General features: G+C 72.0%; 25 protein-coding genes and 1 tRNA gene. 7 read left to right on the forward strand and 19 right to left on the reverse strand.

The window, feature by feature from the left end; all coding sequences use genetic code 11:
- Positions 1-123: 123 nt before the first annotated feature.
- Positions 124-726, reverse strand: a complete 603-nt coding sequence (locus C8263_RS16595) for a GNAT family N-acetyltransferase (protein WP_107139251.1) — start codon at positions 724-726, stop codon at positions 124-126.
- A gap of 101 nt (positions 727-827) precedes the next feature.
- Here C8263_RS16595 and C8263_RS16600 point away from each other — a divergent pair, with 101 nt between their 5' ends.
- Positions 828-2021 (forward strand): MFS transporter, encoded by a 1194-nt coding sequence (locus tag C8263_RS16600; protein ID WP_107139252.1) that lies wholly within the window; start codon positions 828-830, stop codon positions 2019-2021.
- A 73-nt stretch (positions 2022-2094) separates the two neighbouring features.
- Positions 2095-2691, forward strand: a complete 597-nt coding sequence (gene ruvA / locus C8263_RS16605; RefSeq protein WP_107139253.1) for a Holliday junction branch migration protein RuvA — start codon at positions 2095-2097, stop codon at positions 2689-2691.
- A gap of 6 nt (positions 2692-2697) precedes the next feature.
- Here ruvA and fni read toward each other — a convergent pair whose 3' ends face one another.
- Positions 2698-3723: a type 2 isopentenyl-diphosphate Delta-isomerase gene (fni, locus tag C8263_RS16610; RefSeq protein ID WP_199188437.1), complete on the reverse strand. Its 1026-nt coding sequence runs from the start codon at positions 3721-3723 to the stop codon at positions 2698-2700.
- Positions 3724-3875: 152 nt separating this feature from the next.
- On the opposite strand from fni, the gene C8263_RS16615 reads away from it, so the two are divergent.
- A tRNA-Met gene (locus C8263_RS16615) sits at positions 3876-3952 on the forward strand.
- Positions 3953-4045: 93 nt separating this feature from the next.
- On the forward strand, positions 4046-4552 hold the full coding sequence (locus C8263_RS16620; RefSeq protein WP_107139254.1) for a DUF456 domain-containing protein: 507 nt from the start codon (positions 4046-4048) through the stop codon (positions 4550-4552).
- Positions 4553-4608: 56 nt separating this feature from the next.
- On the opposite strand, the gene C8263_RS16625 is transcribed toward C8263_RS16620, so the two are convergent.
- The 14 genes from C8263_RS16625 to C8263_RS16690 all read right to left on the reverse strand — a co-directional run bounded on the left by C8263_RS16625 (position 4609) and on the right by C8263_RS16690 (position 15403).
- Positions 4609-5307: a hypothetical protein gene (locus C8263_RS16625; RefSeq protein ID WP_107139281.1), complete on the reverse strand. Its 699-nt coding sequence runs from the start codon at positions 5305-5307 to the stop codon at positions 4609-4611.
- Positions 5308-5320: 13 nt separating this feature from the next.
- Positions 5321-5716, reverse strand: coding sequence for a YkvA family protein (locus C8263_RS16630; RefSeq protein WP_233218875.1), 396 nt, complete (start codon positions 5714-5716; stop codon positions 5321-5323).
- A 9-nt stretch (positions 5717-5725) separates the two neighbouring features.
- On the reverse strand, positions 5726-6697 hold the full coding sequence (locus tag C8263_RS16635; RefSeq protein ID WP_107139255.1) for a CPBP family intramembrane glutamic endopeptidase: 972 nt from the start codon (positions 6695-6697) through the stop codon (positions 5726-5728).
- A gap of 116 nt (positions 6698-6813) precedes the next feature.
- A complete protein-coding gene (locus tag C8263_RS16640; RefSeq protein ID WP_107139256.1) occupies positions 6814-7482 on the reverse strand; it encodes a response regulator in 669 nt (222 codons plus the stop codon).
- Positions 7479-8507, reverse strand: a complete 1029-nt coding sequence (locus C8263_RS16645; protein ID WP_233218876.1) for a DUF4097 family beta strand repeat-containing protein — start codon at positions 8505-8507, stop codon at positions 7479-7481. The genes C8263_RS16640 and C8263_RS16645 overlap by 4 nt, the downstream gene beginning before the upstream one ends.
- Entirely contained in the window at positions 8504-10198 is a 1695-nt protein-coding gene (locus C8263_RS16650; protein ID WP_233218879.1) for a sensor histidine kinase, read from the reverse strand. Before C8263_RS16650 ends, C8263_RS16645 begins: the two co-directional genes overlap by 4 nt.
- Before the next feature lie 57 nt (positions 10199-10255).
- A complete protein-coding gene (gene lepB / locus C8263_RS16655) occupies positions 10256-10993 on the reverse strand; it encodes a signal peptidase I (protein ID WP_107139257.1) in 738 nt (245 codons plus the stop codon).
- Positions 10990-11328, reverse strand: coding sequence for a hypothetical protein (locus C8263_RS16660; protein WP_146160738.1), 339 nt, complete (start codon positions 11326-11328; stop codon positions 10990-10992). The genes lepB and C8263_RS16660 overlap by 4 nt, the downstream gene beginning before the upstream one ends.
- Positions 11325-11642 carry a PadR family transcriptional regulator gene (locus C8263_RS16665; RefSeq protein WP_107139259.1) on the reverse strand — a complete coding sequence of 106 codons (318 nt, stop codon included), beginning with the start codon at positions 11640-11642 and terminating at the stop codon, positions 11325-11327. The genes C8263_RS16660 and C8263_RS16665 overlap by 4 nt, the downstream gene beginning before the upstream one ends.
- Positions 11643-11739: 97 nt before the next feature.
- Entirely contained in the window at positions 11740-12570 is an 831-nt protein-coding gene (locus tag C8263_RS16670; protein ID WP_107139260.1) for a BON domain-containing protein, read from the reverse strand.
- 80 nt (positions 12571-12650) lie between these two features.
- Positions 12651-14033, reverse strand: a complete 1383-nt coding sequence (locus tag C8263_RS16675) for a M1 family metallopeptidase (RefSeq protein WP_107139261.1) — start codon at positions 14031-14033, stop codon at positions 12651-12653.
- The gene (locus tag C8263_RS16680) at positions 14033-14509 is read right to left on the reverse strand and encodes an NUDIX domain-containing protein (protein WP_107139262.1); all 477 of its coding nucleotides are present in this window, start codon (positions 14507-14509) and stop codon (positions 14033-14035) included. The genes C8263_RS16675 and C8263_RS16680 overlap by 1 nt, the downstream gene beginning before the upstream one ends.
- Before the next feature lie 205 nt (positions 14510-14714).
- Positions 14715-15122 carry an acyl-CoA thioesterase gene (locus C8263_RS16685; protein WP_408608072.1) on the reverse strand — a complete coding sequence of 136 codons (408 nt, stop codon included), beginning with the start codon at positions 15120-15122 and terminating at the stop codon, positions 14715-14717.
- Complete coding sequence (locus C8263_RS16690; RefSeq protein ID WP_107139263.1) at positions 15119-15403, reverse strand: ribosome-binding factor A; 285 nt, start codon at positions 15401-15403, stop codon at positions 15119-15121. The genes C8263_RS16685 and C8263_RS16690 overlap by 4 nt, the downstream gene beginning before the upstream one ends.
- A gap of 84 nt (positions 15404-15487) precedes the next feature.
- Between C8263_RS16690 and C8263_RS16695 the strand changes: the two genes are divergently transcribed.
- Positions 15488-16126: a chloramphenicol acetyltransferase gene (locus C8263_RS16695; RefSeq protein WP_107139264.1), complete on the forward strand. Its 639-nt coding sequence runs from the start codon at positions 15488-15490 to the stop codon at positions 16124-16126.
- A gap of 298 nt (positions 16127-16424) precedes the next feature.
- Here the strand turns inward: C8263_RS16695 and C8263_RS16700 are convergent, their stop codons facing one another.
- From C8263_RS16700 to C8263_RS16710, 3 genes are all read right to left on the reverse strand, one after another.
- The gene (locus C8263_RS16700; protein ID WP_107139265.1) at positions 16425-17732 is read right to left on the reverse strand and encodes a LysM peptidoglycan-binding domain-containing protein; all 1308 of its coding nucleotides are present in this window, start codon (positions 17730-17732) and stop codon (positions 16425-16427) included.
- Between the two features lie 73 nt (positions 17733-17805).
- The gene (locus C8263_RS16705) at positions 17806-18288 is read right to left on the reverse strand and encodes a hypothetical protein (protein ID WP_107139266.1); all 483 of its coding nucleotides are present in this window, start codon (positions 18286-18288) and stop codon (positions 17806-17808) included.
- A 26-nt stretch (positions 18289-18314) separates the two neighbouring features.
- Positions 18315-20285, reverse strand: a complete 1971-nt coding sequence (locus C8263_RS16710; protein WP_107139267.1) for a vWA domain-containing protein — start codon at positions 20283-20285, stop codon at positions 18315-18317.
- Positions 20286-20483: 198 nt separating this feature from the next.
- On the opposite strand from C8263_RS16710, the gene C8263_RS16715 reads away from it, so the two are divergent.
- Complete coding sequence (locus C8263_RS16715) at positions 20484-22154, forward strand: hypothetical protein (RefSeq protein ID WP_146160739.1); 1671 nt, start codon at positions 20484-20486, stop codon at positions 22152-22154.
- Positions 22151-24325 carry a patatin-like phospholipase family protein gene (locus C8263_RS16720; protein ID WP_107139269.1) on the forward strand — a complete coding sequence of 725 codons (2175 nt, stop codon included), beginning with the start codon at positions 22151-22153 and terminating at the stop codon, positions 24323-24325. The genes C8263_RS16715 and C8263_RS16720 overlap by 4 nt, the downstream gene beginning before the upstream one ends.
- Positions 24326-24333 lie beyond the last annotated feature (8 nt).

Here is a 24333-nt window from a genome sequence, read left to right on the forward strand (position 1 = left end):
GAACTGCTGGGCGACCAGGTGAACGCTTCCACCGGACGCCACAGCACGAACGATGCGTTCCCGCAAGTCCAGCCCATACCCTCGCCCGCCCACCGCTTTCATACCTTCATTATGACAAATGCTCTAAAGGCGCAGACCAAACGTCACCGCGCCCGGCGAGCGGCCCAGTTCCTCGAAGCCCAGGTGCCGGTAAAAGCCCTGGGCCCGCGTGTTGCGTTCGCCCACCCCCAGATGCACGCCGGGCGAGCCAGCCACGCGCAGGGCGTGCAGGAGGGTGGTCATCAGGGCCCGGCCCCGGCCACCCCCCTGCACGCGGGGCAGCAGATCAATGTGCAGGTGGGCCGGATAGCGCTCCAGCAGGGCTTGCGAGGTGCGGCGGGGGTGGTGCAGCAGCCAGATCAGGCGCTCGTCGGGGGTGCGGGCTTCCGGCGGGGTAAGGGGTTCTGGATAGACCCCCTGCAGGGCCGGCCACCACTCGCGCGCCAGTGTGGCTTCAAAGGCGGCGGTGTCCGGCGCGCCCAGCACGTAGCCGCCCACGCCAGCAGCGTCTTCCAGCACGAAAGCACAGTCCGGAGCAAAACTCAGGTAGGGCCCGGCGTAAATGTGGCCCAGCAGCTGCGGATCGGCGTACAGCCCGGAAGCGTCCTGGCCGCTGTCGCCGGTTTCCAGGCAGATGCGGTACAGCGCGGCGCGGTCAGCTTCGCGGGCAGGGCGCAGGGTTACCATGCCCTCCACTCAAGCACATCGGCCAAGCACCCTGCGCCCGACCACCCACCCGGCGGCTTGTTCAAATAAACCAATTGACTTTTCAAAGCTAAGATAGAGCCATGACGGCCCTCTCCCCTGCCCCCGCCGCGCCCAATCGCGCGGCCCCAGACCGCCTGACGCAGGCCACGCTGCTGCTGCTGGCGGCCCTGACAGTGATGTCCGGCGCCACCATTGCCCCGGCGCTGCCCGCCATGCAGGCGCACTTTGCCGATACCCCGAACGCCGCGCTGCTGACCAAGCTGGCACTGACCATTCTGGGGGTGGTGATTGCCATTTCTGCGCCCCTGAGTGGCGTGCTGGCCGACCGTATCGGTCGGCGCCCGGTGCTGCTGGGGGCCCTGCTGCTGTACACCCTGGGCGGTGCCAGCGGGCTTGTGGCCCAGAGCCTGGGGCAGGTGCTGCTGGGGCGCGTGGTGCTGGGCCTGGCCGTGGCCGGCACCATGACGGCGGCGGGCGCGCTGGTCAACGACCTGTTCAGCGGGCCCGGGCGGGGGCGCTTTCTGGGTCAGCAGGCGGCCTTTACCAGCTTTGGGGGCGCAGTGCTGCTGCCGCTGGGCGGCGTGCTGGCGGCCCTGAACTGGCGCGCGCCGTTTGCGCTGTATCTGGCCGCCGCGCTGCTGCTGCCGCTGGTGCTGCGCCTGCCGCGTGGCGTTCCCGGGCAGGCGGCAGCAGGCAGCGCCCCCCAGGCCGCGCCGCGCTGGGGCGCCATTGCGGTGGTTTACGCCCTGGCACTGGGGTACATGATCGTGTTCTACCTCATGCCCGCGCAGGGGCCCTTTCTGCTGCGCGCCCTGGGCGCTGAACCCGGCCTGACCGGCCTGATGCTGGGCAGTTCCACCCTGATGGCGGCCGTGACTGCACTGATCTTTTCGCGCTTTGCCGGGCGCTTTGACGCGCGGCGCCTGGCCGGGCTGGGCATGGCCGTGGTGGCGCTGGGCTGGCTGCTGGTGTTTCGTGCGCCGGGGCTGGGTGTGGTGGAGGCCGGGCTGCTGGTGGCTGGGCTGGGCGGCGGCCTGATTTTCCCCAACCTGTACACCTGGCTGGCCGACCTCACGCCCCCTGCGTGGCGCGGCCGGGTCACGGCCGGCATGAGCAGCGCGGTGTTTCTGGGCCAGTTTCTCAGTCCACTGGTACTGGTGTCTTCCGCCGGGCACGAGGCGCAGGGCTTTGCGGCGGGGTCGGCCCTGGCTGCCGTGATGGCCGCGGCCCTGCTGGCCCTGAGCCTGCGCCCGGCTCCACGCGCCCAGGGGTAAAGGCCAGCACCCACCGGGCCACCCCTGCCCACCGCCACCTTTTCTGTTCCGGGCAGAATGTACACTGAGCGCGATGATTGCTTATCTGTCCGGCGTGGTCCGGGACATCCGGGAGAACAGCGCGGTGGTGGTGGCGGGCGGCGTGGGCTACGAGGTGCAGTGCCCGGTGAGCACCCTGGGCAAGCTGACCGTGGGCGAGGTGGCCGAGCTGAACACCCGCTTCGTGGTGCGCGAGGACGCCCAGCTGCTGTTTGGCTTCCACGACGCCGACAGTCTGCGCCTGTTCGACCTGCTGACCGGCGTGAGCGGCGTGGGGCCCAGGCTGGCCCTGGCGCTGCTCTCGGCCATGCCGGTCAGCGCACTGGCGGCCGGGCTGCTGGGCGGCGACGTGAAGCTGCTGAGCAGCGTGAGCGGTGTGGGCAAGAAAACCGCCGAGCGGCTGGTGCTGGAACTGCAGAACAAGGTGCCCGACCACCTGGCCACCCCGGCGGCCGGTGGCGCCAGGGCGGCGCGCGTGGTGAGCACCGCTGGCCGCGACGCCATTGACGCCCTGCTGGCCCTGGGCTTCCGCGAAGCGCAGGTGCGCGCCGCCGTGGCCGACCTGTTGGCCGCCGAGCCCGAGCTGAACGCCGACGCCCTGATTCGCAAGGGGCTGGGCCGGCTGCGCTAGAGGGCGCTACGGAGACAGCGCCCGCACCTCGGCCACACTGGCGTACCCGCCCACAAACAGGGCCACCCGCAGTTCGTGAATGAACTGGGTCAGCCACGCTTCCACAGCCTCGGCGCTGTCCAGGGCAGGTGCCAGCAGCGGCCGGGCCACGGCCACCACCTGCGCGCCCAGGGCCAGGGCCCGCGCGGCGTCCAGCCCCGTGCGAATGCCGCCCGAGGCAATCAGCGGCATCCCGGGCGCCGCCTGCCGGGCCCCGCGCAGCGCCTGGGCGGTGGGAATACCCAGTTCACACAGGTCGGGGCTTTGCACGGCCCCGTGGTGCACAAGCTGTTCCACCCGCGCCCAGCTGGTGCCCCCGGCGCCCGCCACATCCAGCGCGGCAAAGCCCAGCGGCGCGGCGGCGGCCACGCTGCGGGCGTCCAGGCCGTGGCCCACCTCCTTGAGCACCACCGGAAAGTCCAGCTGCGGCAGCACCTCGGCGAGGCGCGCGCTCAGGCCCGCCCAGCGGGTATCGCCGCCGGGCTGCAGGGCTTCTTGCAGCGGGTTGACGTGAATGGCCAGGGCGTCGGCCCCCACCTCCTGCACCGCGCGCCGGGCCTCCGCCGGGCCATAGCCCAGCAGCAACTGCGCGCCGCCCAGATTCCCGATCAGCAGCACTTCTGGGGCCACGTCGCGCACCAGAAAGGACGCGCGGGCCTCCGGGCGCTCCAGCATCACCCGCTGCGAGCCCAGCATCAGGCCCACGCCCAGCCGCTGCGCCGCCTGTGCCAGGTGGCGGTTGATGCGCCCGGCCGCCTGGGCACCGCCGGTCATGGCGCCAATCAGCACCGGAGCGCGCAGCGGGCGGCCCAGAAAGGTGGTGTCCAGCCGCACCTCGTCCAGGTTGCTCTCTGGCAGGGCGCGGTAGGGCCAGGGCACGTGTTCCAGGCCGGTGGTCTGGCGCTGGTACTGGCTCTCGGGGCGCAGGCAGGCTTCAATGTGGCGCAGCTTGCGCGTCTGGATGGCGCTGCCCGGCCGTTCGGGAAAGGTCACAGCCCCAGCCTAGCGGGCCCGGTGGGGGCCCCGGGTGTGGCCCCGCCGACAAAGTGACGCGTCCGCCCGCTGCCCCGCACCCCTTGACAGATGGGGCAGTCGGGGCTACTCTTTCTGAGCGCCTGAAACAGGCACACGCAAGACCACAGTATCGCAGGGTAGAGCAGTCTGGTAGCTCGTCGGGCTCATAACCCGGAGGTCGCAGGTTCAAATCCTGTCCCTGCAACCACTTCGCCCCCACTTCGGTGGGGGTTTTTGCTGTGCCGGCCACGCCAGGGCCGCGCGGAACCCTGGCAGCGCGGGGCGCGTAAGGAGGCAGCATATGAGTCTTGCGTTTCTGATCTTCCTGGTCGCCTGGATCATCGGCATGGTGGGCACCTTCGTGCCGGTGGTGCCCGCCACGGCCATCATCTTTCTGGGATCGGTGGCCGCCACGCTGGTGGACGGCTTTCAGCCCTGGCCGGACCTGCCCTTCCTGATCACCTTTCTGGCCATCACCATCCTGATCGGGCTGGTGGACAACGTGGCCTCGGCCTGGGGGGCGCGCAAGTACGGCGGCAGCAAGCAGGCGGTGTGGGGTGCCCTGATTGGCGGCGTGGTGGGGATTTTGCCCATCATTCCCTTCGGCCTGATCGTGGGGCCGCTGCTGGGCGCCCTGATCGCTGAACTGGTGGTGGTGAAAAAGCCCCCCGCCGACGCCCTGCGCGCCGCCTGGGGCACCCTGGTGGGCCTGCTGACCGGCCTGGCCGCCAAGCTGGTGCTGCACCTCCTGATCGGCCTGTACGAACTGTGGCGCCTGTGGGACCCGGCCAAGAGCGTGTTTGGCTAAACCAATCGCGGTGACCTGTAGCCCCCTTCCCCGGGGGCTTTTTCGGTGGCCCGCGCCTAGCGGCTGAGCAGCACCGGGGCCAGGGCAATGAAGCCCACCGCCAGGGCGGGCAGCAGGGGTAGCAGTGCCCCGGCGGCGGCCCGCAACCGGCGGCCCGTGAGCACGGCAAAGGCGAAGAAAGCCAGCGCACACTGCGCGGCGGTGCCCAGCAGCGTGACGGCCAGCAGCAGCGCAGCCGCCGGGGTCTGGGCCAGCCCGGCCAGCGCCAGCTGCTGCACCCGGCGGCTGTTCTCGCCGGCCTGGGCCAGCGCCGCCGCGTCCGGGCGCCACGCACTGTCCGGGGTCAGCAGGGCCAGCACGGTCACCAGCAGGTACAGCGGCGGCAGCAGGGCGAAACTGGCGCCGTACACCTCGGCCGCCCGCCCGGCCCGGCCCGCGCCCAGCCGGCCCAGGCCCCACATCAGGCCGTATGTGAACAGGGTCAGGAAAGTGCCGCCCAGGACGTTGGTGGCGTGGGTGGCCACGGGCGACACCCCACCGGCCAGCCCCGCCGCCAGGTTCACGGCGGGCGACACCAGGGCGGCGTAGGCCACGCCGGACAGCGCGGCCGAGAGCCCCGCCACCCCCAGGTACCGCAGGGGCGTGGGCTCGGTGGCGGCCAGCTGCCGTGCAAAGACACGCGGACCCGTTAGAAAGACGGTGGGCAGGGGGGCCGCCGGAGCGGGGGCAGGGGCAGAAGCGGGGGCGCGGGCCATAGGCCCCGCCATGCTACTGGGCCGTGCGGCGCCACAGGGTCCAGGCCAGCACCAGCAGGCCCAGGTAGGCGACCACGATCAGCGCCGCGCCCCAGGTGCTGCGGGCCAGCCGTGCCGGCGCCGCCTCGGCCTGCTGGCGGGCGTCGGCCATCACGGCAGGGGGAATCAGGCGCAGGGCCAGCCACAGCCCGGCCGGCACCAGCAGCAGGTCGTCCAGTTGCCCCAGCACCGGAATGAAGTCGGGAATCAGGTCAATGGGGCTCAGGGCGTAGGCCAGCACCAGGGCGGCCCAGGCGCGGGCGTACCAGGGCGTGCGCGGATCACGGGCGGCGAGGCTCAGGGCCAGCAGTTCGGCCTTGAGGCGCCGCGCCAGGGTGCGCAGCCGCGTGAACAGGGAGGGTCTGGACACGGGTGCGGCCTAGCGCAGCGCCCCGCGCAGATCGGTCAGCCACTGCGTGACGGCCGGCAGGGTGGCCAGGGCCGCCACCACCCCAAACAGCAGCACCGTGATCAGTGCGGCGCTGAGCCAGGGGCCCGGGGCGCTGCGCGCCTGGGGATCGGGGCGGGGGGTCAGCCACAGGTGCAGCACGGCCAGCACCACGGTCCCGAACAGCAGCGAGCCCAGCGCCAGCGGGAGTTTCAGAGCCGGGTTTTGCAGCAGGTCGGTGGCCTGGGCGGTATCGGTGGGCAGCCGCCCCGCCACAAAGGCACCCAGGCCCACCGCCAGGGTGTTGTTCAGTGCGTGGATAATCACGCTGTTCCACAGGCTGCCGGTGTGCTGCGCCACGCGGGCCAGCACGTAGGCCAGCGGCAGAATGCCGGCCACGCTGGCAGGCGCCCCGTGGGCCAGCGAGAACACCACCGTGCTGGTGAGGGCGGCCACTGTGAAGCCGGCGGCGCGTTCGTGGCCCCGCATCAGCAGGCCCCGGAAGGCCACCTCCTCGGCAAAGGGAATCAGCAGTCCGGCGGCCAGCAGCAGCACCCACAGGTCGGCGCCCCGGCTGAGAAACTGCGGCACACTGTTGACCGATTCGGGAAACAGGGTCACCACGGCCAGCACAAAGGCGCGCGAAGCCAGAAATGCCAGCACAAAAGCCGCCAGTGCCGTGCCCCAGGCCGGGGGCGTGCGCCAGCGGGTGTCGCGCCGCAGCACGTCAATGACCTCGCGGAAAATGGTCAGGGCCACCAGCACCACCAGCGCGAAGGCGCCCAGCAGGGCCGTGCCCAGCGGCACCCCGGCGGCCATCAGCAGCGCCGAGACCACGTTCTGCACCACCAGCAGCGTCAGGGCCGCGCGGTTGCCGTCCACCGCCCGGATGCCCGGGGGCGCCGGGGACAGCGGGGCGACCGGCTCGGGGGTGGGCTGGGGGGTCGGGTGCGGCGCCGTCATGGCCCAGAGCCTAGCGCCTGCCTGCCGGGGGGCGCGCTGATCAGGCGGGCAGCCGCGTGCAGGCCGCGTGCCAGCGCCACAGCGCTGCGTTCGCCGTACACCTCCTCTGCTCCGTCCTACAGCGCCACACCGTCCAGCTGGGCAATGCCGTGTTTCAGGGCGTACAGGGCGGCCTGGGTGCGGCTGTCCAGGCCCAGCTTGCCCAGCAAGCGCGACACATGGGTCTTGACGGTCGCCTCGCTCACGCCCTGGTCGGCGGCGATGTCCTTGTTGCTGTAGCCGTGGGCCAGCAGTTGCAGCACAATCGTTTCCTTGGGGGTCAGGGTCTCGCGCATCTCGCCGCCCCGGAAATCGCGCACCAGCCGCTTGGCGGCCTCGGGGTGCAATCTCACCTCGCCCCGGGCGGCGGCGTGAATGGCGTCGGCCAGGGTGTCGCTCGACGCATCTTTGAGCATGTAGCTGATGGCCCCGGCCTCAATGGCGCCGTTCACCTTGTGTTCTTCCAGGGTGCTGGTCAGGGCAATGACCTCGGTGTCGGGCTGCTGGCGCTTGAGGGTCCGGGTGGCCTGAATGCCGTCCATCACCGGCATCATCAGGTCCATGATCACCACGTCGGGGCGCAGCTGGGCGGCGGCCTGCAGGGCCTCCTCGCCGTTGGCAGCCTCGCCAATCACGTCAATCAGGGGGTCCAGGCCCAGAAACAGGCGCAGGCCCTGGCGAACAACGGCGTGGTCGTCTACCAGCAGCACGCGGACGGCGGTGGGGGCAGGGTCAGGGATGGTCATGGGGTCTCCTCCAGGGGCACAAGGGTGAAGTCAGAGCGGGGCGCGTCTACAAACACGTCCAGCGCGGGGGTGGGGCTGGGGGCCTGGGTGCGCGGCCAGGTGAGGGTGTCGCGGTCGGCAAAGCGCACCCGGGTGCTCAGACGCGGGGGCAGGCGCAGCGTGACCCGCCCGCCCTGCGTGCGGATGTCCAGGGTGCCGCGCGTGAGGGGCGTGGCGCTGACCGTGACGTGGCCCGTGGCGGTGGTCACAGTGGCGCGGCCCAGAATCACCGGCAGGGTCAGGCGCAGGTCGCCGCTGTCACTGCCCACGCCCAGGGTCTGGGTGCGCATGCCCGCGAGGTTCAGCCGTAGCCCGCCGCTGGCGGTATTCACGCGCACGGCGTCTGGCGCGCTGCCAGGGGGCGCATTCAGGGTCACGTCGCCGCTGCGGGTGACCACACTGACCGGGCCGGCAGGGCGGGCCGGCAGCCCCAGCGTCAGGTCGCCGCTGTCGCTGCGCAGGGTCAGGGCGCGCACCCGCAGCGGGGTTAGCTGCAGGCGCTGATCGCCGCTGGTGGTCACGCTGCCCAGCGTGAGGGGCAGCCCCCGCGCCAGGGCCAGACTGAGGGTGTGCTGCACCGGTTCCGGGCCGCCCAGCACCACGCCGCGCACGCTGTAGGGCTGCACGTTCAGGGTCACCTGCGCGGTGATCGCGCGGCCCTGGCGGCTGACCTCGGCCTGCACGGGGTTGCGGGCGCGGTGGCGGGCCGCGCCCTGCACCGCCATGGGGCTGCCGGGCGGCAGCGGCGAGAGCGCCACGTTCACCCGGTCGCCACTGAAGCTCAGCGCGGCGCTGCTGGCCAGGTCCAGGGGCAGCGGGCCGTCCAGCGGCACCTGCAGCGGCGTGTTCTGCACGCTCATGCCGGGGGTCAGGGTGCGCTCGGCGCCGTGCCATGCCAGCCCCAGCCCCAGCGCGGCCAGCGCCAGCCCCAGCGCCATGCGGCCCAGTACCGGCAGCAGGGGCCGGGACGGCGGCCACGTGGTCACGCGCCCCCCCGGGGCAGGGTCAGGGTCACGGCGCTGCCCTGGCCCGGAGCCGAGTCCACCGCCAGGGTGCCCCCCGCCCCCGAGGCCCGCTCGCGCATGGAGCGCTGCCCCAGGGTGCCGCGCCCCTGGGCGTGCGGATCAAAGCCCCGGCCGTCGTCGCGCACGCTCAGGGTCACCACGCCGTCCGTCTGGGTGAGGCTCAGCCACACCTGGGCGGCGCGGGCGTGCTTGACCACGTTGTGCAGGGCCTCCTGGGCCACGCGGTAGGCGGCGGCCTGGGCGTCGGGGGGCAGTTCGGGTTCGGCACTCAGGTCGGCGTGCACCGTCAGGCCGTGGCGGGCTTCCAGGGCGTGGGCGTGCTGGGTCAGGGCGGCCACCAGCCCACCTTCTTCCAGGGCGTCGGGGCGCAGGCTGAAAAGAAGCGCCTTCATCTCCGACACGCCCCCTTCCGCCAGCCGGATGGTGTAGTCCAGGCTCTGGCGGGTGCGGGCGGGGTCGCGTTCCAGGGTGGCGCGGGCGGTCTTGGCGCCCAGCGTGATGCCGTACAGGGCCTGGGCCACGCTGTCGTGCAGTTCGCGCGCCAGCCGGGCACGTTCCAGTTCGCCTGCGCGGGCCCCGGCGCGTTCGATCAGCTGCGCGGCGTGCAGGGCGGTACCGGCATGATCGGCAATGGAGAGCAAAAATGCCAGTTCATCGGCCCCCGGACGCGCGCCGCCCACATACCACGCGCGCAGGGTGCCGCCTTCCAGGGTTCCGGCCGAGGCCGGCAGGCTGACGGGCAGGGTGGCCAGCACCTCGCCGCCGCTGAGGGCGCGCACACTGGCCTCGCCGTGGGCGGGCTGCAGCTCACCGGGGGCCGGCAGTGGGCCCGGCACGCCGCTGACCGCGCGCAGGGTGCCGTCCGGGGCGCACAGGGCCACGGCAGCGGCGGTGCTGGCCTGCCGCGCCTGCTCGGTCAGGTCGGCCAGGGTCACGCCCAGATCGTCGCCCAGGGCCACCCGACCGGCGGCGCGGCGCAGGGCAATCACCTCGCGCCGCGCGGCGCCGTCGCCGTCCGGGGCCAGCAGGGCAATGCCCAGGCGGGTCCACACCCGGCCCATCACACTCAGCACGCCCGCGCTGACCAGCAGGGCGCCCGCCCCCGCCAGCATCAGCCCCGCCACAGACAGCGGCCCGGGGCGCAGGGTCCACTCGCCCCACACCACCGGCACCGCGCTGTTCAGGGCCCACAGCGGCGCGCCCAGGCCCAGCACCTCCAGCGCCAGCAGGGTGCCCAGCACCACCCAGCACAGCAGGCTCAGCGGCAGCTGAATGGCGTGAAACAGCAGGGTGCGGTAGGTCACCGGGTCGGCCAGGGTACGGCCCAGCCACGCCAGCAGCCCGGCCGGGGGCGCGGCGGCCGGGCGCGCCACCCGCACCCCCAGCAGGCCCAGCAGCGCGCGCTGCACCTCGCCCAGCGCCACCACCAGCCACAGCGCCAGCAGCAGGAAGGCGGCCCCCACCAGAATGGGCAGGGTCAGCAGCCCCCCCACCACGGCGGCCGTGAGCAGCCCCGCCACCGTGCCGCCTACCGGCAGGGCCAGCAGCACATACAGCGCGGCGCGGTAGGTGGAGGCGTCCAGCAGGTCACTCAGGGGGCCGCCCCGCGTGGGAGCTGGGTCGCGCCCAGCGCCGGTGCCCATGACCTTCATCATGCCGCGCAGCCTACTGCGCCGCGCTGCGCCGGTGCGTCCCCCGAAAGAGGCAGCTCAGGGCGCCCCCAGCAGCCAGCGGGGGCTGAGTTCTGTCTCGCCGCTCAGGCGCACCCGCTGTTCAGGCTGGGGCAGGCCGTCGCAGGGGGGCGTGGCCTGGGCGGGGCGCACCACGGGCCACACGCTCAGCACCGCCCGCCCCGCCAGATCGCCCACCGGCACCGGACCAAAGCTGCGGCTGTCCAGGCTGCCGCCGGGCGAGCGGTTGTCGCCCAGCAGGTAGTAGTGCCCGGGCGGCACGGTCACTTCCGGCTGCGGGGGGGCGTCCGGGCCCGGGGCCACGCGGTTGGCCTGGGGGCTGAAGGTGTCCAGGCAGTGCCCGGCCCAGAAGGTGCGCGCCGCTTCGGGCAGGACGCGGCCATTCACCCGCACCACCCCGCCCCGCAGGCTCACCCGGTCCCCGGGCACGCCCACGACCCGCTTGACCAGAAAGGGCCGGTAGCGCCACGGCAGCCCCAGGCCCCGGTACACGTTGCTCCAGGCAACAGGCGCGCCGCGCGGGGGCTTGAACACCACGATGTCACCCCGGGCGTAGCCGCCTGCCCCCAGGCGGTGGGCCCAGCCGCCTGCCTTTTCCACCGCCAGCCACTCGCCGTGGCGCAGGGCGGGCATCATGCTGGCGCCGTCCACCTGCACCGCCGAGGCCCCGAACTGGGTGACCATCAGGGCGAACAGCAGCGGTTGCCCCCACTCGCGCAGAGCGGCCCAGACCCGCGCTGGCCAGGGGCGGTTCATGGCCGCTCCCCCACGACCTGGGCCGGCATACCCCCGCCCTGCACCTGCACCGCGTACGCCGCGCCGCCCAGGGCCGCGCCTGCCAGCAGGGCCACCCGCAGCGGCCGCCCCAGGTACACCCCGGCCAGCCGCAGCGCCGCTGGCCACACCGGACCGGCCTGCTGCAGCGCGCATGCCCACGCCTGCACTTCCGTCAGCCCGCGCACCTGGGCGTCGTGGGCCAGCCCACACAGATGGGCCTCCACCTCGGCGGCCACGCGGCGGCGCACCTGGGGCGGCAGGAGCAGGGTCAGGCGGCGCAGGTAGCGCTGCGCGGCGGGGGGGCAGGGCCTCACCACAGGCTCCGCAGGGCGCGGTCGAAGGCGGCGTAATTCTCGCGGCGGCGTGCCAGTTCCGCGCGTCCGGCGTCGGTCAGGGCGTAGGTGCGCACCGGGGGGCCGCCCCGGGCCAGCGTGGCTTCGCCGGTCTGCAGAAAGCCGGCCCGTTCCAGTCGGTGCAGGGCCGGGTACAGGCTGCCCACATTCAGGGTGATGCGGCCCCCGGTGAGAGCCTCGACCCGCTTGGCGAGGTCCAGGCCATAGCCGCTTTCCCGCTGCAGCACGCTCAGCAGAATCAGGTCCAGATTCCCCTTGAAGAGGTTGATGTCCATGTCGGGTATCAGTATCTGATATCAGAATCTGAGAAGCAAGCGAGTGAGAGCGGGGCATCCAGGTTGCCCCTGGTGCCCCGCCCCTGCATACCTGTGCTCAGCCCGGAATGCGCAGTTTCTGGCCCGGCTGAATCAGATCCGGGTTGCTGATGTTGTTGTAATGGGCGATTTTCTTGTACTGCATGGCGTCGCCGTAATACTTCTGGGCAATCTCGGACAGGCTGTCGCCGGCCTTGACGGTGTACACCGTGTCGCCCGTGTCCTGGTCCTTTTCCTTGGCCAGGGCCTTGGCACCCGCAGCCACGCGCAGGCCGCTGATGTCCACGCCGGCCACCCCGTCCACAGCGCGGGCCAGCTTCTCGGCCAGGCGCTGCTCGTGGTCGTTGTCCACCACGCCGCGCAGGATGATGCTCTTGCCGCTTTGCAGCACGTCAATGGGGTCGTCGGCCAGTTCGCCGTTACCACGCAGGGCCTGGTGAACGGCCTTGGCGATGCGGCTGTTGTCTTCCAGCTCGGCGTCGTCGTCCTGGCGGCTGGCCTGGGCCAGGGGCTCCAGCTCTGCGGCCTGCTCCGGCGCGGCCTGGGGCCGGGCGTTCATGTTGCCGGTGGTGGGGGCCACCTGCGGCTGCAGTTCGGGCAGCGGGGCGGCCGGCGTGGAGGCCGCCGGGGCGCTGCGCTGCGGAGAGGCACTGGTGGGCGGCGCGCTGGCCTGCTCAAAGGTCACGCCGCTCACGTCCACGGTCTTGACCCCGTTGATGCCGCCGGCCACCACACGAATCAGGCCCAGGTAGCGGTCGTTGGGCACCATGCCCGTCACCTTGACCTCGCCGCCGCGTTCCTGTACCTGCAGGCCCAGACCTTGCAGGCGAGGCTGTTCGTTCAGCGCGTCTTTCACGCGCTCCGCCGTGCTCTTTCCAAAAGGCCACATGCCCGCCAGCGTACACCCCGACCCCGGGACCCAGCTCCGTTTCTTCAGCTTGGGTCAAGACCGGGCGCTGGCTGGCCCTCTTACGGCAGTGGCGGCAGGCCGGGCGACTCGACCCAGGCGCGCAGCACACCCTCGGCATCTGGGCCCAGCACCCTGCGGGCCAGGGCCAGCAGATCGGCGGTGCGGGTGGGCTGCCCGGCCCGCTCGCGGGCGTAGGTCTGCAGGAAGGTGCGAAAAGGCCCGTCCCCCACCTCGGCGCGCAGGGCGTGCAGCGCCAGGGCGCCGCGCAGGTAGGCGCTGCGGTCAAACAGTTCGGCCGCTGTGCGCGCCACCAGCGGGCGGGTGGGGCCGCTTTGCACGCTGTCACGCCAGCGCTGCACGACAGCGGCTTCTCCCTCGCCCTGCGCCTGTACCCACAGCAACTCGGCGTAGGTGGCAAAGCCCTCGTTCAGCCAGGTATCGCTCCAGTCGCCCAGCGGCACACTGTTGCCAAACCACTGGTGCGCCGCCTCATGCACGATGACCCGGACGTTGCTGGACGTGACTGGCATGGTGGACAGGGTGGCCGTTTCCAGCGCGGGCAGCGCGGGCCGCACCACCGCCGAGCCGTAGACCGCGAACGGATAGGGCCCGAACCACTCGCCCAGAACGCGCAGAATCTCGCCGGTGCGTTCGTAGGGCGCGCGGATGTTTGGCGGGATGCCGGGCGGAAAGTAGTCGCGCACCTGCACGGTTTTGCCGGCCACCTGCACAGCCGGGCGGTCCACCCGTTCCAGCGGCCCCACATGCACCGAGAGGGCGTAGGTGGGAATCGCCTCGCGCTGCTCGAAGGTGAAGGTGCGGCCCTGCGGTGTGTCCTGCACCCGGGTGTGCACGCCACTGGCGGCGGCCGTGACGCCCTGGGGCACCGTGACACGCAGGGTAAAGGTGGCGGGGTCGGCCGGGTGGTCATTGACCGGCAGAAAGGCGCGGGTGCCGTCGGGCTCACTGAAGGAGAAATTCACGCCCGGCTGCGCGCCCTGGCCGGGCAGGGCCTGCCAGCCCAGGTCCACCGGCAGATCGGGGTCGGGCACGCGGCCGGCGGGGCCACTCAGGCGCACGGTGACGCGGGCGGTGGTCCCCGGGGTCAGGGCACGGCGGATGAGCAGTTTCTCGCCGGCACGTTCAAACGGCACAGCGGCGCCGTTCCAGGTCACGCCCTGCACCGCCGGGCCCAGGTAATCCAGGCTCAGCAGGGGCAGGGGCCTCGTGGCCTGCGCGCTCAGGGTCACCTCGGCCTGCAGGGTGCGGGTGCCGGGCTGGGGCACGCGCAGCGCCACATCGTAGTGCGTGACGTCCAGCCCGGCCTGCCCCAGACGCGGATAGATGCGGTCACCCCAGGCGGCGGGCAGGACAGGCGCCTGCGCCGCCCCGCCCAGGGCGCTTCCCAGCAGCGCCAGGGCCAGGATCCAGCTCCGGCGCATCAGATGGGGTAATAGGCCCGGGGCTGGCCCTGTACGAAGTCGCGGGTGGGCACCCAGATCAGGGGATTGCGCTCTTCCACCTCGGGCGGCGGGCCGTAGCGCACCAGCCCCTCCACCTGATCGAACGGCACCCATTTCACGCCCACCACCTCGGGGTCGGTGGGGTCAATAGACCCGTGGAAGGTGGCGGTGAAACGGCCAAAAATCGCGTAGCACTCGTTGCGGGTGCCGGTCAGCAGTTCGCCTTCGAGCAGGCTCACGAACATCAGGTCGGTCACGGTCAGGCCGGTTTCCACCAGCACCTGCCGCACCGCCGCGTCGCCCAGCGTCTCGCCGGGCAGCGCCTTGCCGCCGGGCAGGCCGTAGAAAATGCTGCCGTCGTCCATGCGCTCCTCGACCAGCAGCAGCTTGCCGTCCTGAACGAGATAGACATGTGCGGCCCGCTTGATCGGCAGGGTACGGGACAGGTGGCTCATGAGGGAGGCAGTCTAGCGCACCGCTCTGAAAGGCCGCCGGAGAGGGCTTCTGTGTTGCGCCAACGCTTCTGACGGACTGCCGTCTGTGGCGCCAGCACCCTGGAACAGAGCCGATGTGGCGGCCCCATGCCCGACAGCCCGTATTTCTCCTGCTCGCCTCCTTCGGATTGAACCGCTTTGGCAGGCGCTGGGGTGGAAGTCCGTATCAGGCGGAGGTGGGCAACCCCAGCAGCGTCAGCAGGTCGTCGGGCAGGCGGGCGGGGCGGTAGGTGTGATCAGTGGCGATGTGGCGGGTTTCCCCGGTGGCCAGCAGCTCGTCGCCCCGGCGCACCTCGTAAGAAAAGGTGAGGGTGCGTGAGCGCACCGCGCCCAGCGTGGCGTGAATCTGCAGTTCATCGTCGTAGCGCGCGGCGCGGCGGTATTCCACGTTCAGCCCCGAGAGCATCAGGTAATAGCCGCGCGCCTCAAGGTCACGGTAGGGCAGGTCCAGAGCGTGCATGGCGTCGGTGCGGGCCACCTCGAACCACACCGGATAGGTGGCGTGGTGCGCCACCCCCATGGCGTCGGTCTCGGCGTAGCGCACCCGCAGCGTGGACACGAAGGTGCGGCTCACCAGCCGTCTCCGGCGGCGTAGAACTCCAGCGTGGGTGTGCGGCGCATACGCACGTGTTCGGCCACCTGCCGCTGCAGGTGCCCCCGGGCCCCGCGCAGGGCGTCCAGCAACTCGTCCATCTCGCCGGACATGGCACTCACGTACACCCGCGCCAGCCCGTAATCGGGCGTGACCGCCACGCGCTCCACCGTCACGATCATGGGCACGCGGGGATCGCGCAGCCCGGCAATCGCTTCACTCAGCACACGCGTCAGTTGGGCCTGCACCTGCTCAGGCTTCATGCCAACCCCCAGACCAACCGACTCTTCAAGCCCTGCATCCCCGCATGGTACGGCATGGCGGGGCCCGTGCCGTAGCCTGGGGGCGTGCGGACCATTGACCTGACCACGTGGCCCCGGCGGGCGCACTTTGAGTTCTTCCGGCACCACACCCAGCCGCACTTCAGCGTGACGGCCCCGGTGGACGTGACCCGTTTTCGCGCCGGGGTGCGCGAGCGGGGCCTGTCCTACATGGCCGCCACCGCCTACGTGCTGGGGCGCGCGGCCAACGAGCTGCCGCCCTTTCGCTGGCGCATCCGGGGCGAGGCGGTGGTGGAACACGGGCGCGTGCACCCGTCCGTGATTGACACCGAACCCGGCAGCGAGCTGTTTCATTTCTGCACCCTGCCCTACCAGCCCGGCGCCCCCGCTTTCCTGCAGGGCGCGGCCCAGGCCCTGGCGGCCCGGCGCGCCCAGCCCACCCTGGACGAGGACCCCGCGCAGGACGACCTGCTGTACCTGTCCAGCCTGCCGTGGGTGGCCTTTACCGGGATCACGCACGCCATGCACCTGCAGCCCCCGGACTGCATTCCCCGCCTGACCACCGGCCGCTTTACCGAGCAGGGTGGCCGCTGGCAGATGCCGCTGTCGGTGCAGGTTCACCACGCCCTGATGGACGGGCGGCATGTGGGCGCGTATTTCGAGGCGGTGCAGGCGCTGCTGGACGATCCGGGATTGCTGGACTGATACGGGCTGCCGTCTCTTCCGCCGACACATCGGAACAGAGCCGATGAGCCGACTCTACGCCCGGAGGCATCTATTTCTCCTGCTCGCTCTGCTCGGATTGAATCTCTGACAAAAGCGGTTCAATCGGAACTCACCTGAGTCCCGTATCAGCTGCCAGGGCCCACGCCCGCTTCTGCCCGCTTTGCTCAGCCGGTATTGAGGTGCGCAAACGATTCACGCCGAGACTTTCCAAGCTGTCCAAGCTGAGCCTGAGCATGAAATCCTCTTTCTCCAGACCTGTTCCTGCCCGCCTCTTGCCCTACTTCGCGTAGCGCCGCCCGGCATAGTCCGTGAACACCCCGATGCCGTAGCTGACGCGGCGCACGCTGTCCAGTACCGCGCGGCCATTCCAGGCGATGCCGGTGCTGCTGCCGCCGTCCAGCAGCAGGGCGTCGCGCACGCCCAGGCGGGTCATGATCTTGCCCATCTCGGTGGTGGTCACCCGGACATGGGTGCTGACAAACACGAGGTCGCGGTTGCCAATCAGACCCACGGCGCTGCGGGCGGCGCGGCCAAACAGGGCCGGGTCCCGGAAGGCGCTGCTGTAGCGCGTGACCACCTGTCCGCCGCTGAGGATGCGTGGCCCGGTGGCCACCACCGTTTCCAGGCCCGCCCAGGTGGTCTCCAGCGGGCGCCCCAGCGCCGCCGCCGCACTGATGCGGAAAGCCGCGCGGTTGTCTGGGGTAATGGTCAGCGCCTGGGGAATGCGGCCCCAGGTCAGCAGCCGCCCCTGGGTCACGATGTCGCCCGCCGGCGCGTAGGACTGCGGATGAAAATACGAGCCGTTGACCACCATGCGCGCGCCGCTGCGCCGCGCCAGCTCGCTCACCCGCGCCCCCGAACCGAAGCTCAGGCGCCCGGACGGCATGACCGGGGCCACCAGCACGTGGCGCCAGCGCAGGTCCACGCTGGCAATCTGCACCGGCACGTTCAGCGGAATCAGACGCTTGAAGGTGACAGGCGGGCGTTGCGGGCGGGGCGGAATGGGCACCGGCACCCGCATGGGCACCAGCACCTTCTTGCCCGGCACGATGGCGCGGGCGGTGGTCATGCCGTTCAGGCGGCGCAGGCCGTCCACGCTCAGGCGGTAGCGGGCCGCCAGCAGGGCCGGCGTATCCTTGACACCCACCCACACGTAGCGGTACACGGTCCGCACCTCGGTGGTGGGGCGCGGCGCCGGGGGCCGGGCGGCCGTTCCAGGGGCCGGCACCACCAGTCGCTGCCCCGGGGCGATCACGGTGCTGCGCAGGCGGTTGGCGGCCTGCAGCGCGGCCACCGAGGTGCCGGTGCGCGCAGCAATACGGCTGAGGGTATCGCCCGCCCGCACCGTGTAACGGCGCGGCGCGGCACTGGCCGGGACTGCCCCAGGCCGCAGGCGCAGCACCTGGCCCACGCGAATGGTGTCCCCCTTCAGCCCGTTGTAGGTGCGCAGCTGGGCCACGCTCAGGCCGTGGCGCGTGGCAATGCGGAACAGGGTGTCGCCCTTTTGCACCTTGACGGTGGGCGCGGTGGCGGCCAGGGCCGCACTGGCCGTGACCAGCAGAAGCAAGGAAAGGAGTCGGCGCATGGGGTCACACCTCATCACAGTTCTGCCAGTGGGACGTGAAGTGAACCTGACGGCGCTGTTTACGCAGGTGCGCTCAGGTGCCCGGGGTGCTGCCCGGGAACACTGCCACCCGCCCCACCATGTACGCGCAGCCATACAGAAACAGTGTGGCCACCGGCAGCAGTTTCAGGCCCACACGGTGCTCGACCATGCGGCCCTTGACCAGCACCTCAATCACGTACAGGGTGAGCAGGCAAAAGCCCGCGTACATCCAGTGTTCCCAGTCGCGGCTGGGGTCGGCCGGGTAGCCGTACTTGGTGGCGCCGCCGCTCAGGGGGGTGGCGCTGGGCACCTTCAGTCCGCTCAGGGCCAGCAGCAGGCCGGTCACGCCGGGAATCAGCGTCAGTGCCCAGGTGATGCGCAGCCACACCAGAAAGGAGGTGCCCACACGGTTTTTCAGCGCGGGCCCCAGGCTCCAGACGAACAGGACCAGCGTCGCCAGGGCGTATGGCGTGGGAAAGAGCAGCGCCAGGGAACTGGGAAACTGGTACCCGTGAATGAGTTGCAAGAACGCCATGCCCGCAGCGTATCAGGGGGCCCTGCCTAGCCCTTCAGAAAATCAATCACGGCGTGCGCCGGCAGGGCGGCCCCCGGGCGCAGGGCCGACGCTTCACCGGCCGGGCGCACCTGCAGGTGTTCGGGCACGCGCAGCAGCAGCACGTCCCGGCCGCTCAGGCTGACTGCCAGATCTTCCAGGGCGGGCGCCCGCAGCACGCGCCCCAGGTCGGTCACCGGGGCCGAGAGATTCAGGGCGTGCTCGCCGTAGGGGCCGCGCAGGCGCACCGACTGCGCGCCCACATGCAGCGCCAGCGGCAGGCCCAGCCCGGCCAGCTCGCCCAGTGGCGGGTGGGGCGCCCGGGCCCGGCGGGCCACCGCCACCCCCAGCAGGGTGCCGGGGCGAATCACATCGCCGGGCCCCACCAGCCGCGCGCCCTGGCTGACATCCAGATCGGGGGGAATGCGCAGAATGCGCAGGCCGTCGCGGTGCTGCTCGGCGCGCAGGCCACTCAGGTGCGGCACGCTGGACAGCTGCCCCAGGTCAAAGGGGCCGCCCAGCGGGGTGGGCACCCCGGTCACGTCGCCCTGGGCCGAGACCAGCGACAGCGTGCGGTCCTCGCGGTAGGTCAGGCCCTCCACGGCGGGGGGTGGGGCCGGGCGCGCGGCGGACGGGGCGGCGCGCCGGGGGCGGCCCCGCCCCAGCAGCAGGGCCGCCAGCAGGCCGCCCCCCACCAGCGCCGCCAGCAGCCCGGGCCAGAGGGCCCCCAACGACCGGCGACCGGGCTCAACCTGAGCCCCCTGGGGCGCGGGCGGGCGCGCGGCCACGGGCACCCGCCCTCCGGCGGCGCCCTGCACGGTGGGCAGGGCCAGGGCCGGCAGCCCCGGAAAGGTGAGGGTGGGGGTCAGGGTGACGCCGGGCTGGGGCCGCCAGCCGGTCAGCCGCACGGCAAACTCGCGGGCGCCGGGCCGGGCCTCCACCACGCCGCGCACCCCAGGCCCCAGGCCGCCCACAGCCGCCGCTGCCGGGTTCAGCCCGGGCGCGGCGCGCAGACGCAGCACCACGTCCTCACCGGCGCGCAGGGTGCGGTCAGCCCCGGGGTTCAGCCACGTCAGCCCCGCGCCGGGCAGGGTCAGGCGCAGCAGCACCCGGCGTGGGCGCGGCGCAATCCAGCCGGCGCCGCCCGGTGGGGGCGCACACAGCAGCGCGGGCTCGCCGGGCAGCACCCGGCCGGGCAGCCGCAGGGCGGGGCGACCCTGGCCCGGCACCAGCGCGGCGCCTTTCAGGGCGGGGCCCACTCCCAGCGTCAGGGGCGTGCCCGGGGCAAAGGTGGGGGGCAGCCGCGCCGCGTCCGTCACCCGCCGCAGGCCCCCCTCCAGGCCTGCGCCCGCCAAGTCCGGCACCTCGCCCACCGGCACCGTCAGGCCGCTGGCATAGGTGCTGGCTTCCAGCGCGGCGCGGGCTTCGGGCGGAATCTCGGTGCCCAGGGCCACGTAGGTCAGGCGGTCCAGGGGGCCCCGTCCCCGGAAGGCCGCCAGCGCCACCTGCGGAGTCACGGCCCGGCCCGCCTCGCGGGTGTCGTTGTCTATGCCGTCGGTAAGGACGAACACCTGCGTCACGTCGCCCCCCGCCGCCGTCAGGGGGGCCAGGGCACCCTGCAGACTGCGGTACAGGTGGGTGTTGGTGCCGTCGGCCTTCAGATTCGCCAGAGCCGCGTTCCAGGCCGCCGTGCCCGCCGGCTGGGCAAAGCTGCGCCGCGAGCGCAGCCCCGAATCGAAGGTCAGCAGTTCTACCCGGTCGGGGCGCTGCCCGCGCACATAGGCGCCAATGCTGGCCTTGACCCGCTCGAAGATGTCGGCCCGGCCGTCGCCGATGCCGCGCATGCTGCCGCTGGTGTCCAGCACAAACACGGCCCGCGTGCGGGTGGGCAGCGCGCCCCCCTGTGGCAGGGTGCAGGCCGCCTCCTGCGCGGCGGCGCTGGTCAGCAGCAGGGCACAGAGCAGAGCGGGACGGCGCATTCGAGGCGCATTGTAGCCAGATCGGGGCAAGAGGGCCGCGCCGTCTGCGCCCGGTGCAAAGAGCAGGTGCACTGAAGGGTGAAAGGGCAGCCCCACCAGGCAGTCACGGCCCGGTCACGCTGCCGGGCGCACGCTGGCTCTCAGAGGGTGCGGCTCCCTTCTTTCCCTTCGCTCGCCGCGCCCCGGGAGGGCAGGAGCATGCAACGAAGCCAGTTGGAGCAGCTTTCAGTGATCGCCGCTTTGTTCGGGCTGCTGGGGAGCAGCGCTTTGGGGCAGGGGGCCAGTGTCACACCCCCACCGCTCATTACCCTGAGTGCGCAGCCCGAGGGGCGATTCCTGCTGAAGAACGGGCGCCGCACGCCGCAGCCGGTCACGCTGGACCTTGTGGCGGGCGACACTGGGCTGCTGCGCCGCGAGAGCGTGCTGAACGGTCAATGCCGGGGACCGGCACGCAACATCCCTGGGGCACCGGAAGCCCCCACCGTGACCCTGGATCCGGAGGCTTCGGTGTGCCTGTGGGTGAGAACCTCGGCGGTCAATCCGGCGCCCAGCACCGCCGCCACAGCGTATTTGCGTGTCAGGACGGCGGGCCCCGACGCCGCCGACCTGCTGCTGCCCCTGAGCGCCGGGCTGGCGGCGGCCACGCGCGACGTCCCGGCCGATCCGCAGTGGCTGCGCGACACCGATGACCGGTGGGACGAAACGAAGTGCAGCCGCAAGGTGCCATTCACCAGCGCGGCCGGGCAGAAGGTCGAGGCGTGCCTGGATGCCGATGGCAAGCTGGATGGTCTGACCGGAAAAGTTGCCCCCGACCTGTACCGCAACGCCACCCACTTCACCACAGGCACCGAGGCAGCCACGGCCACCCTGGTGGTCCGGCGGCCCTGGTGGCACGCGGCGCTGGCCATTCTGGCGGGGCTGCTGCTGCCGCCCCTGCTGGGCTTTCTGGCGCGGCGCCGCCGGGAAAAAGAGGAACTGAAGTTCCATCTGGCCGGGTTGCAGCTCAACCCGGCCCATCTGCCCGCGCTGGTGCCGTCTACCCACGGTCCAGTTCCCCCCTTCCGGCTGGACCTGGACCCGGGGCTGCTGCGCACCCCACCCTCTTTGCTGCAACCCATGTCGGATGTCCGCCACGCCTACACGGCGCTGGCCCAGTGGCGCGAGCTGGGCCAGCCCCGCGATCTGCTGGGTCAGCTTCAGGGGGCCATAACGGACGCCTCCGCTGCGCTGGGCCCGGTGTTGCCTATCTCTGTCCCTGTCCTGGCGTTTGTTCAGGACATCCGCAACGGCCAGCGCCTGGGTCTGCCACTGAACGGCACGACCCGGCAGTTCGAGGTGCCGGCCGATCGGGTGGCCGATGTGGTGGCTTCACTGGAAGAGGCGCAGGTGCTGGCCCAGACGGTGGCGCGCTGGGCGCCCGACGTGCCTGCCAACGCGCCCCTGAAGGCCTTCCTGACCCACGAGGTCCCCGCCAGTGCCAGCGCCGCCGATCTGCGCGCCTGCACCAACACCCTGATCAAGATTTGCAATGATCCCGGAGGCGAGGCCCGGTCTGAGCTGCCCAGCCACCAGCAGCAGCCCTGGCACACGGATTACCTCACGCCCCGCCCATCCCTCAGCGCGCAGAACGTTGCTTTCCGCGTCTCGGCCCTGCCCCTGATCGCCGTGACCGCGCTGCTCGCCATGGTGGTGGGCCTGAACGAGCTGTGGGCCGATCCGAAGAGTGCCTGGGGTGCACGCGGCGTCATGGACTACGCCCTGGCGGCCGCGCTGGGGGCCGGGGCCTACACGGTGGCCACCCTGCTGCAAAGCGAGGCCCTGGCCAAAGCCGTGAACCTGCTGAGCGGCAGCGTGCGGCGGTCCCCATGACGCCGGGCGCTGCCCCCGAGCAAAGGCCCACTGTGGACCTGGTCATGCAGGGCGGCGTGACCAGCGGGGTGGTGTTTCCCGGCGCCCTGGCCGAACTGGGGGCGCACTTCCGCTTCTGCCGCATCGGGGGCACCTCGGCGGGGGCGATTGCGGCGGCGTTGCTGGCGGCAGCGGAATGTGGCCGGGAGCGCGCGCGCAAAGGTGGAGCCTCCGCCCCGGCCTGCCAGGCGCCCTTTCAGGCGCTGGACGCCCTGGGCCAGTCACTGGCCGGCCCATTGAATCCCGGCCAGACCGGCGGCCCCACGGTACTGGAGGGCCTGTTTGCCCCGGATGAGGCGACCGCTGGCCTGTACCACGCCGGACGCGCGGCCATGCGAGGGGACCCGGCCGCGGCCCTGCACGCGCTGCTGGACTGGGGGGCGGCGGGCGGCGCCCTGGCCCGCACCCGCGCAGTTCTGGCCGGTGGGCGCCTGCGCGGGCCACTGCTGGACCTGCTGGGTGGCGGGCGCTGGAACGCAGCCCTGAGCCCACTGCTGGGCACCCTGGCCCCGGGCGCCCGGCCCTGGGGCAGCCTGAGGGGTATGGCCGCGCTCGCCCTGCTGGCCCTGCTGCTGCTCACGGCAGCGGGGACAGCGCTGCTCTCGCGCTGGTGCCCGGCCTGGGCCGCCAGTCTGGGCGCCCTGGTGCTGGCCCTGGTGGTGATGGGCCTGGGGCTGTGGCGCTGGGCCGCCGGCTGGATACGGGCTGCGCGCGAACTGGGCCGCACCCTGAACACCGACAGCCGCGCCCTGCTGGCCCAGGCACAGGCCACCCTGAGCGCCAACACTTTCGGGCTGGCCACCGGCTACGGGCGGGGCGAGGCCAGTCGCCTGACTCCGTGGCTGCACCGCCACCTGCAGCGCCTGTCCGGGCAGGGCGAGGTGCTGACCTTCGGGCACCTGCGTGCCCAGGGCATCGAACTGAAGCTGGTGACCTCGTGCCTGTCGCGCCAGCGGCCCTACGTGCTGCCCCTGGCCCAGAACGTGCGCGACGCCAGAAACCTGTATTTCCGCCCTGAAGAGTGGGCCCGCTACTTTCCCCCCGAGGTGCTGTCGGCCCTGGTGGCGGGCAGTGAGCGCGCCTTTGGCGTGCCAGAAGCCGCAAAACCCGGCGCCACCCCCCGGGCCACACCCGGCCTCGCCTATTACCGCCTGCCCCCGGAAGAGAAGCTGCCCGTGCTGGTGGCCGCCCGCCTGAGCATGAGTTTTCCGCTGCTGTTCAGCGCCCTGCCGCTGCATTTCATTCGCCACGAGCGGCCCTGGCCGGCCGCTGCCCTGCGGCCCGGCGAGGTCTGGACTTGGCGCGCGGCCAAGGGCGGCCAGCCTGCGCAGGTGCAGGCCACCCGCCTGCGTGTTTTTTCCGTGCTGTTCAGCGACGGCGGCCTGACCAGCAACTTTCCCCTGATGCTGTTTGACGAGCCGGTGCCCCGGCGGCCCCTGCTGGCCCTGAACCTGCAGTACCGCGCCAGGGACCAGCCGGTGTTTCTGGCCGGCGAGGAAGGGCGCTGGCAGCCGTACAACACCCATATTCAGACGCCGGGGCAGTTTGCCGGCGCCCTGCTGGACACCGCGCGGCTGTGGTTCGATCAGAGTCTGCTGAGCCTGCCGGGCTCCGCCGAGCAGACCGCCTGTATCACGCTGGGGCCGGGGCTGGGGGGCCTGAATCTGGGCATGACCCCGGGCCAGATTCACACGCTGCTGGGGAAGGGACGGGAGGCGGCGCAGATCCTGGGCAAGCGCTTTGGCACGCCCGGCCAGCCCTGGGGCCAGGAGGCCCTGAACGCCTTCGTGTGGCGCAACGTGGTGGCAGACCTGGGCGAGTTGCTGGTGGACTACCACCGGGTGTATGCGCTGTACAAGCTGCCCACGATGTTGCGGGCCATGCCGTGCACCCGTCCGGGCGAGGACGTGCCGGGCCAGATGCCCGGCAAACCCTCCAGACGTTTCACCCCCAACGCCGACACCCTGACCGGGCAGGAATGGCAGGCCCTGCACGCCATTGCCCAGGCGGCGGCCCAGGTGGGTGCGGTGCGCGGCAGCGGGCGCGACCGGGTCTTTGCCCGGCGGCCCGACTGGGACCAGGAGGGCGAGCGCGAAGCCCGCGCCTTCCTGCGCCACCGTCCGTTCCTGTAACGTCACAC

It is taken from the genome of Deinococcus arcticus (assembly GCF_003028415.1).
Lineage (GTDB): Bacteria > Deinococcota > Deinococci > Deinococcales > Deinococcaceae > Deinococcus > Deinococcus arcticus.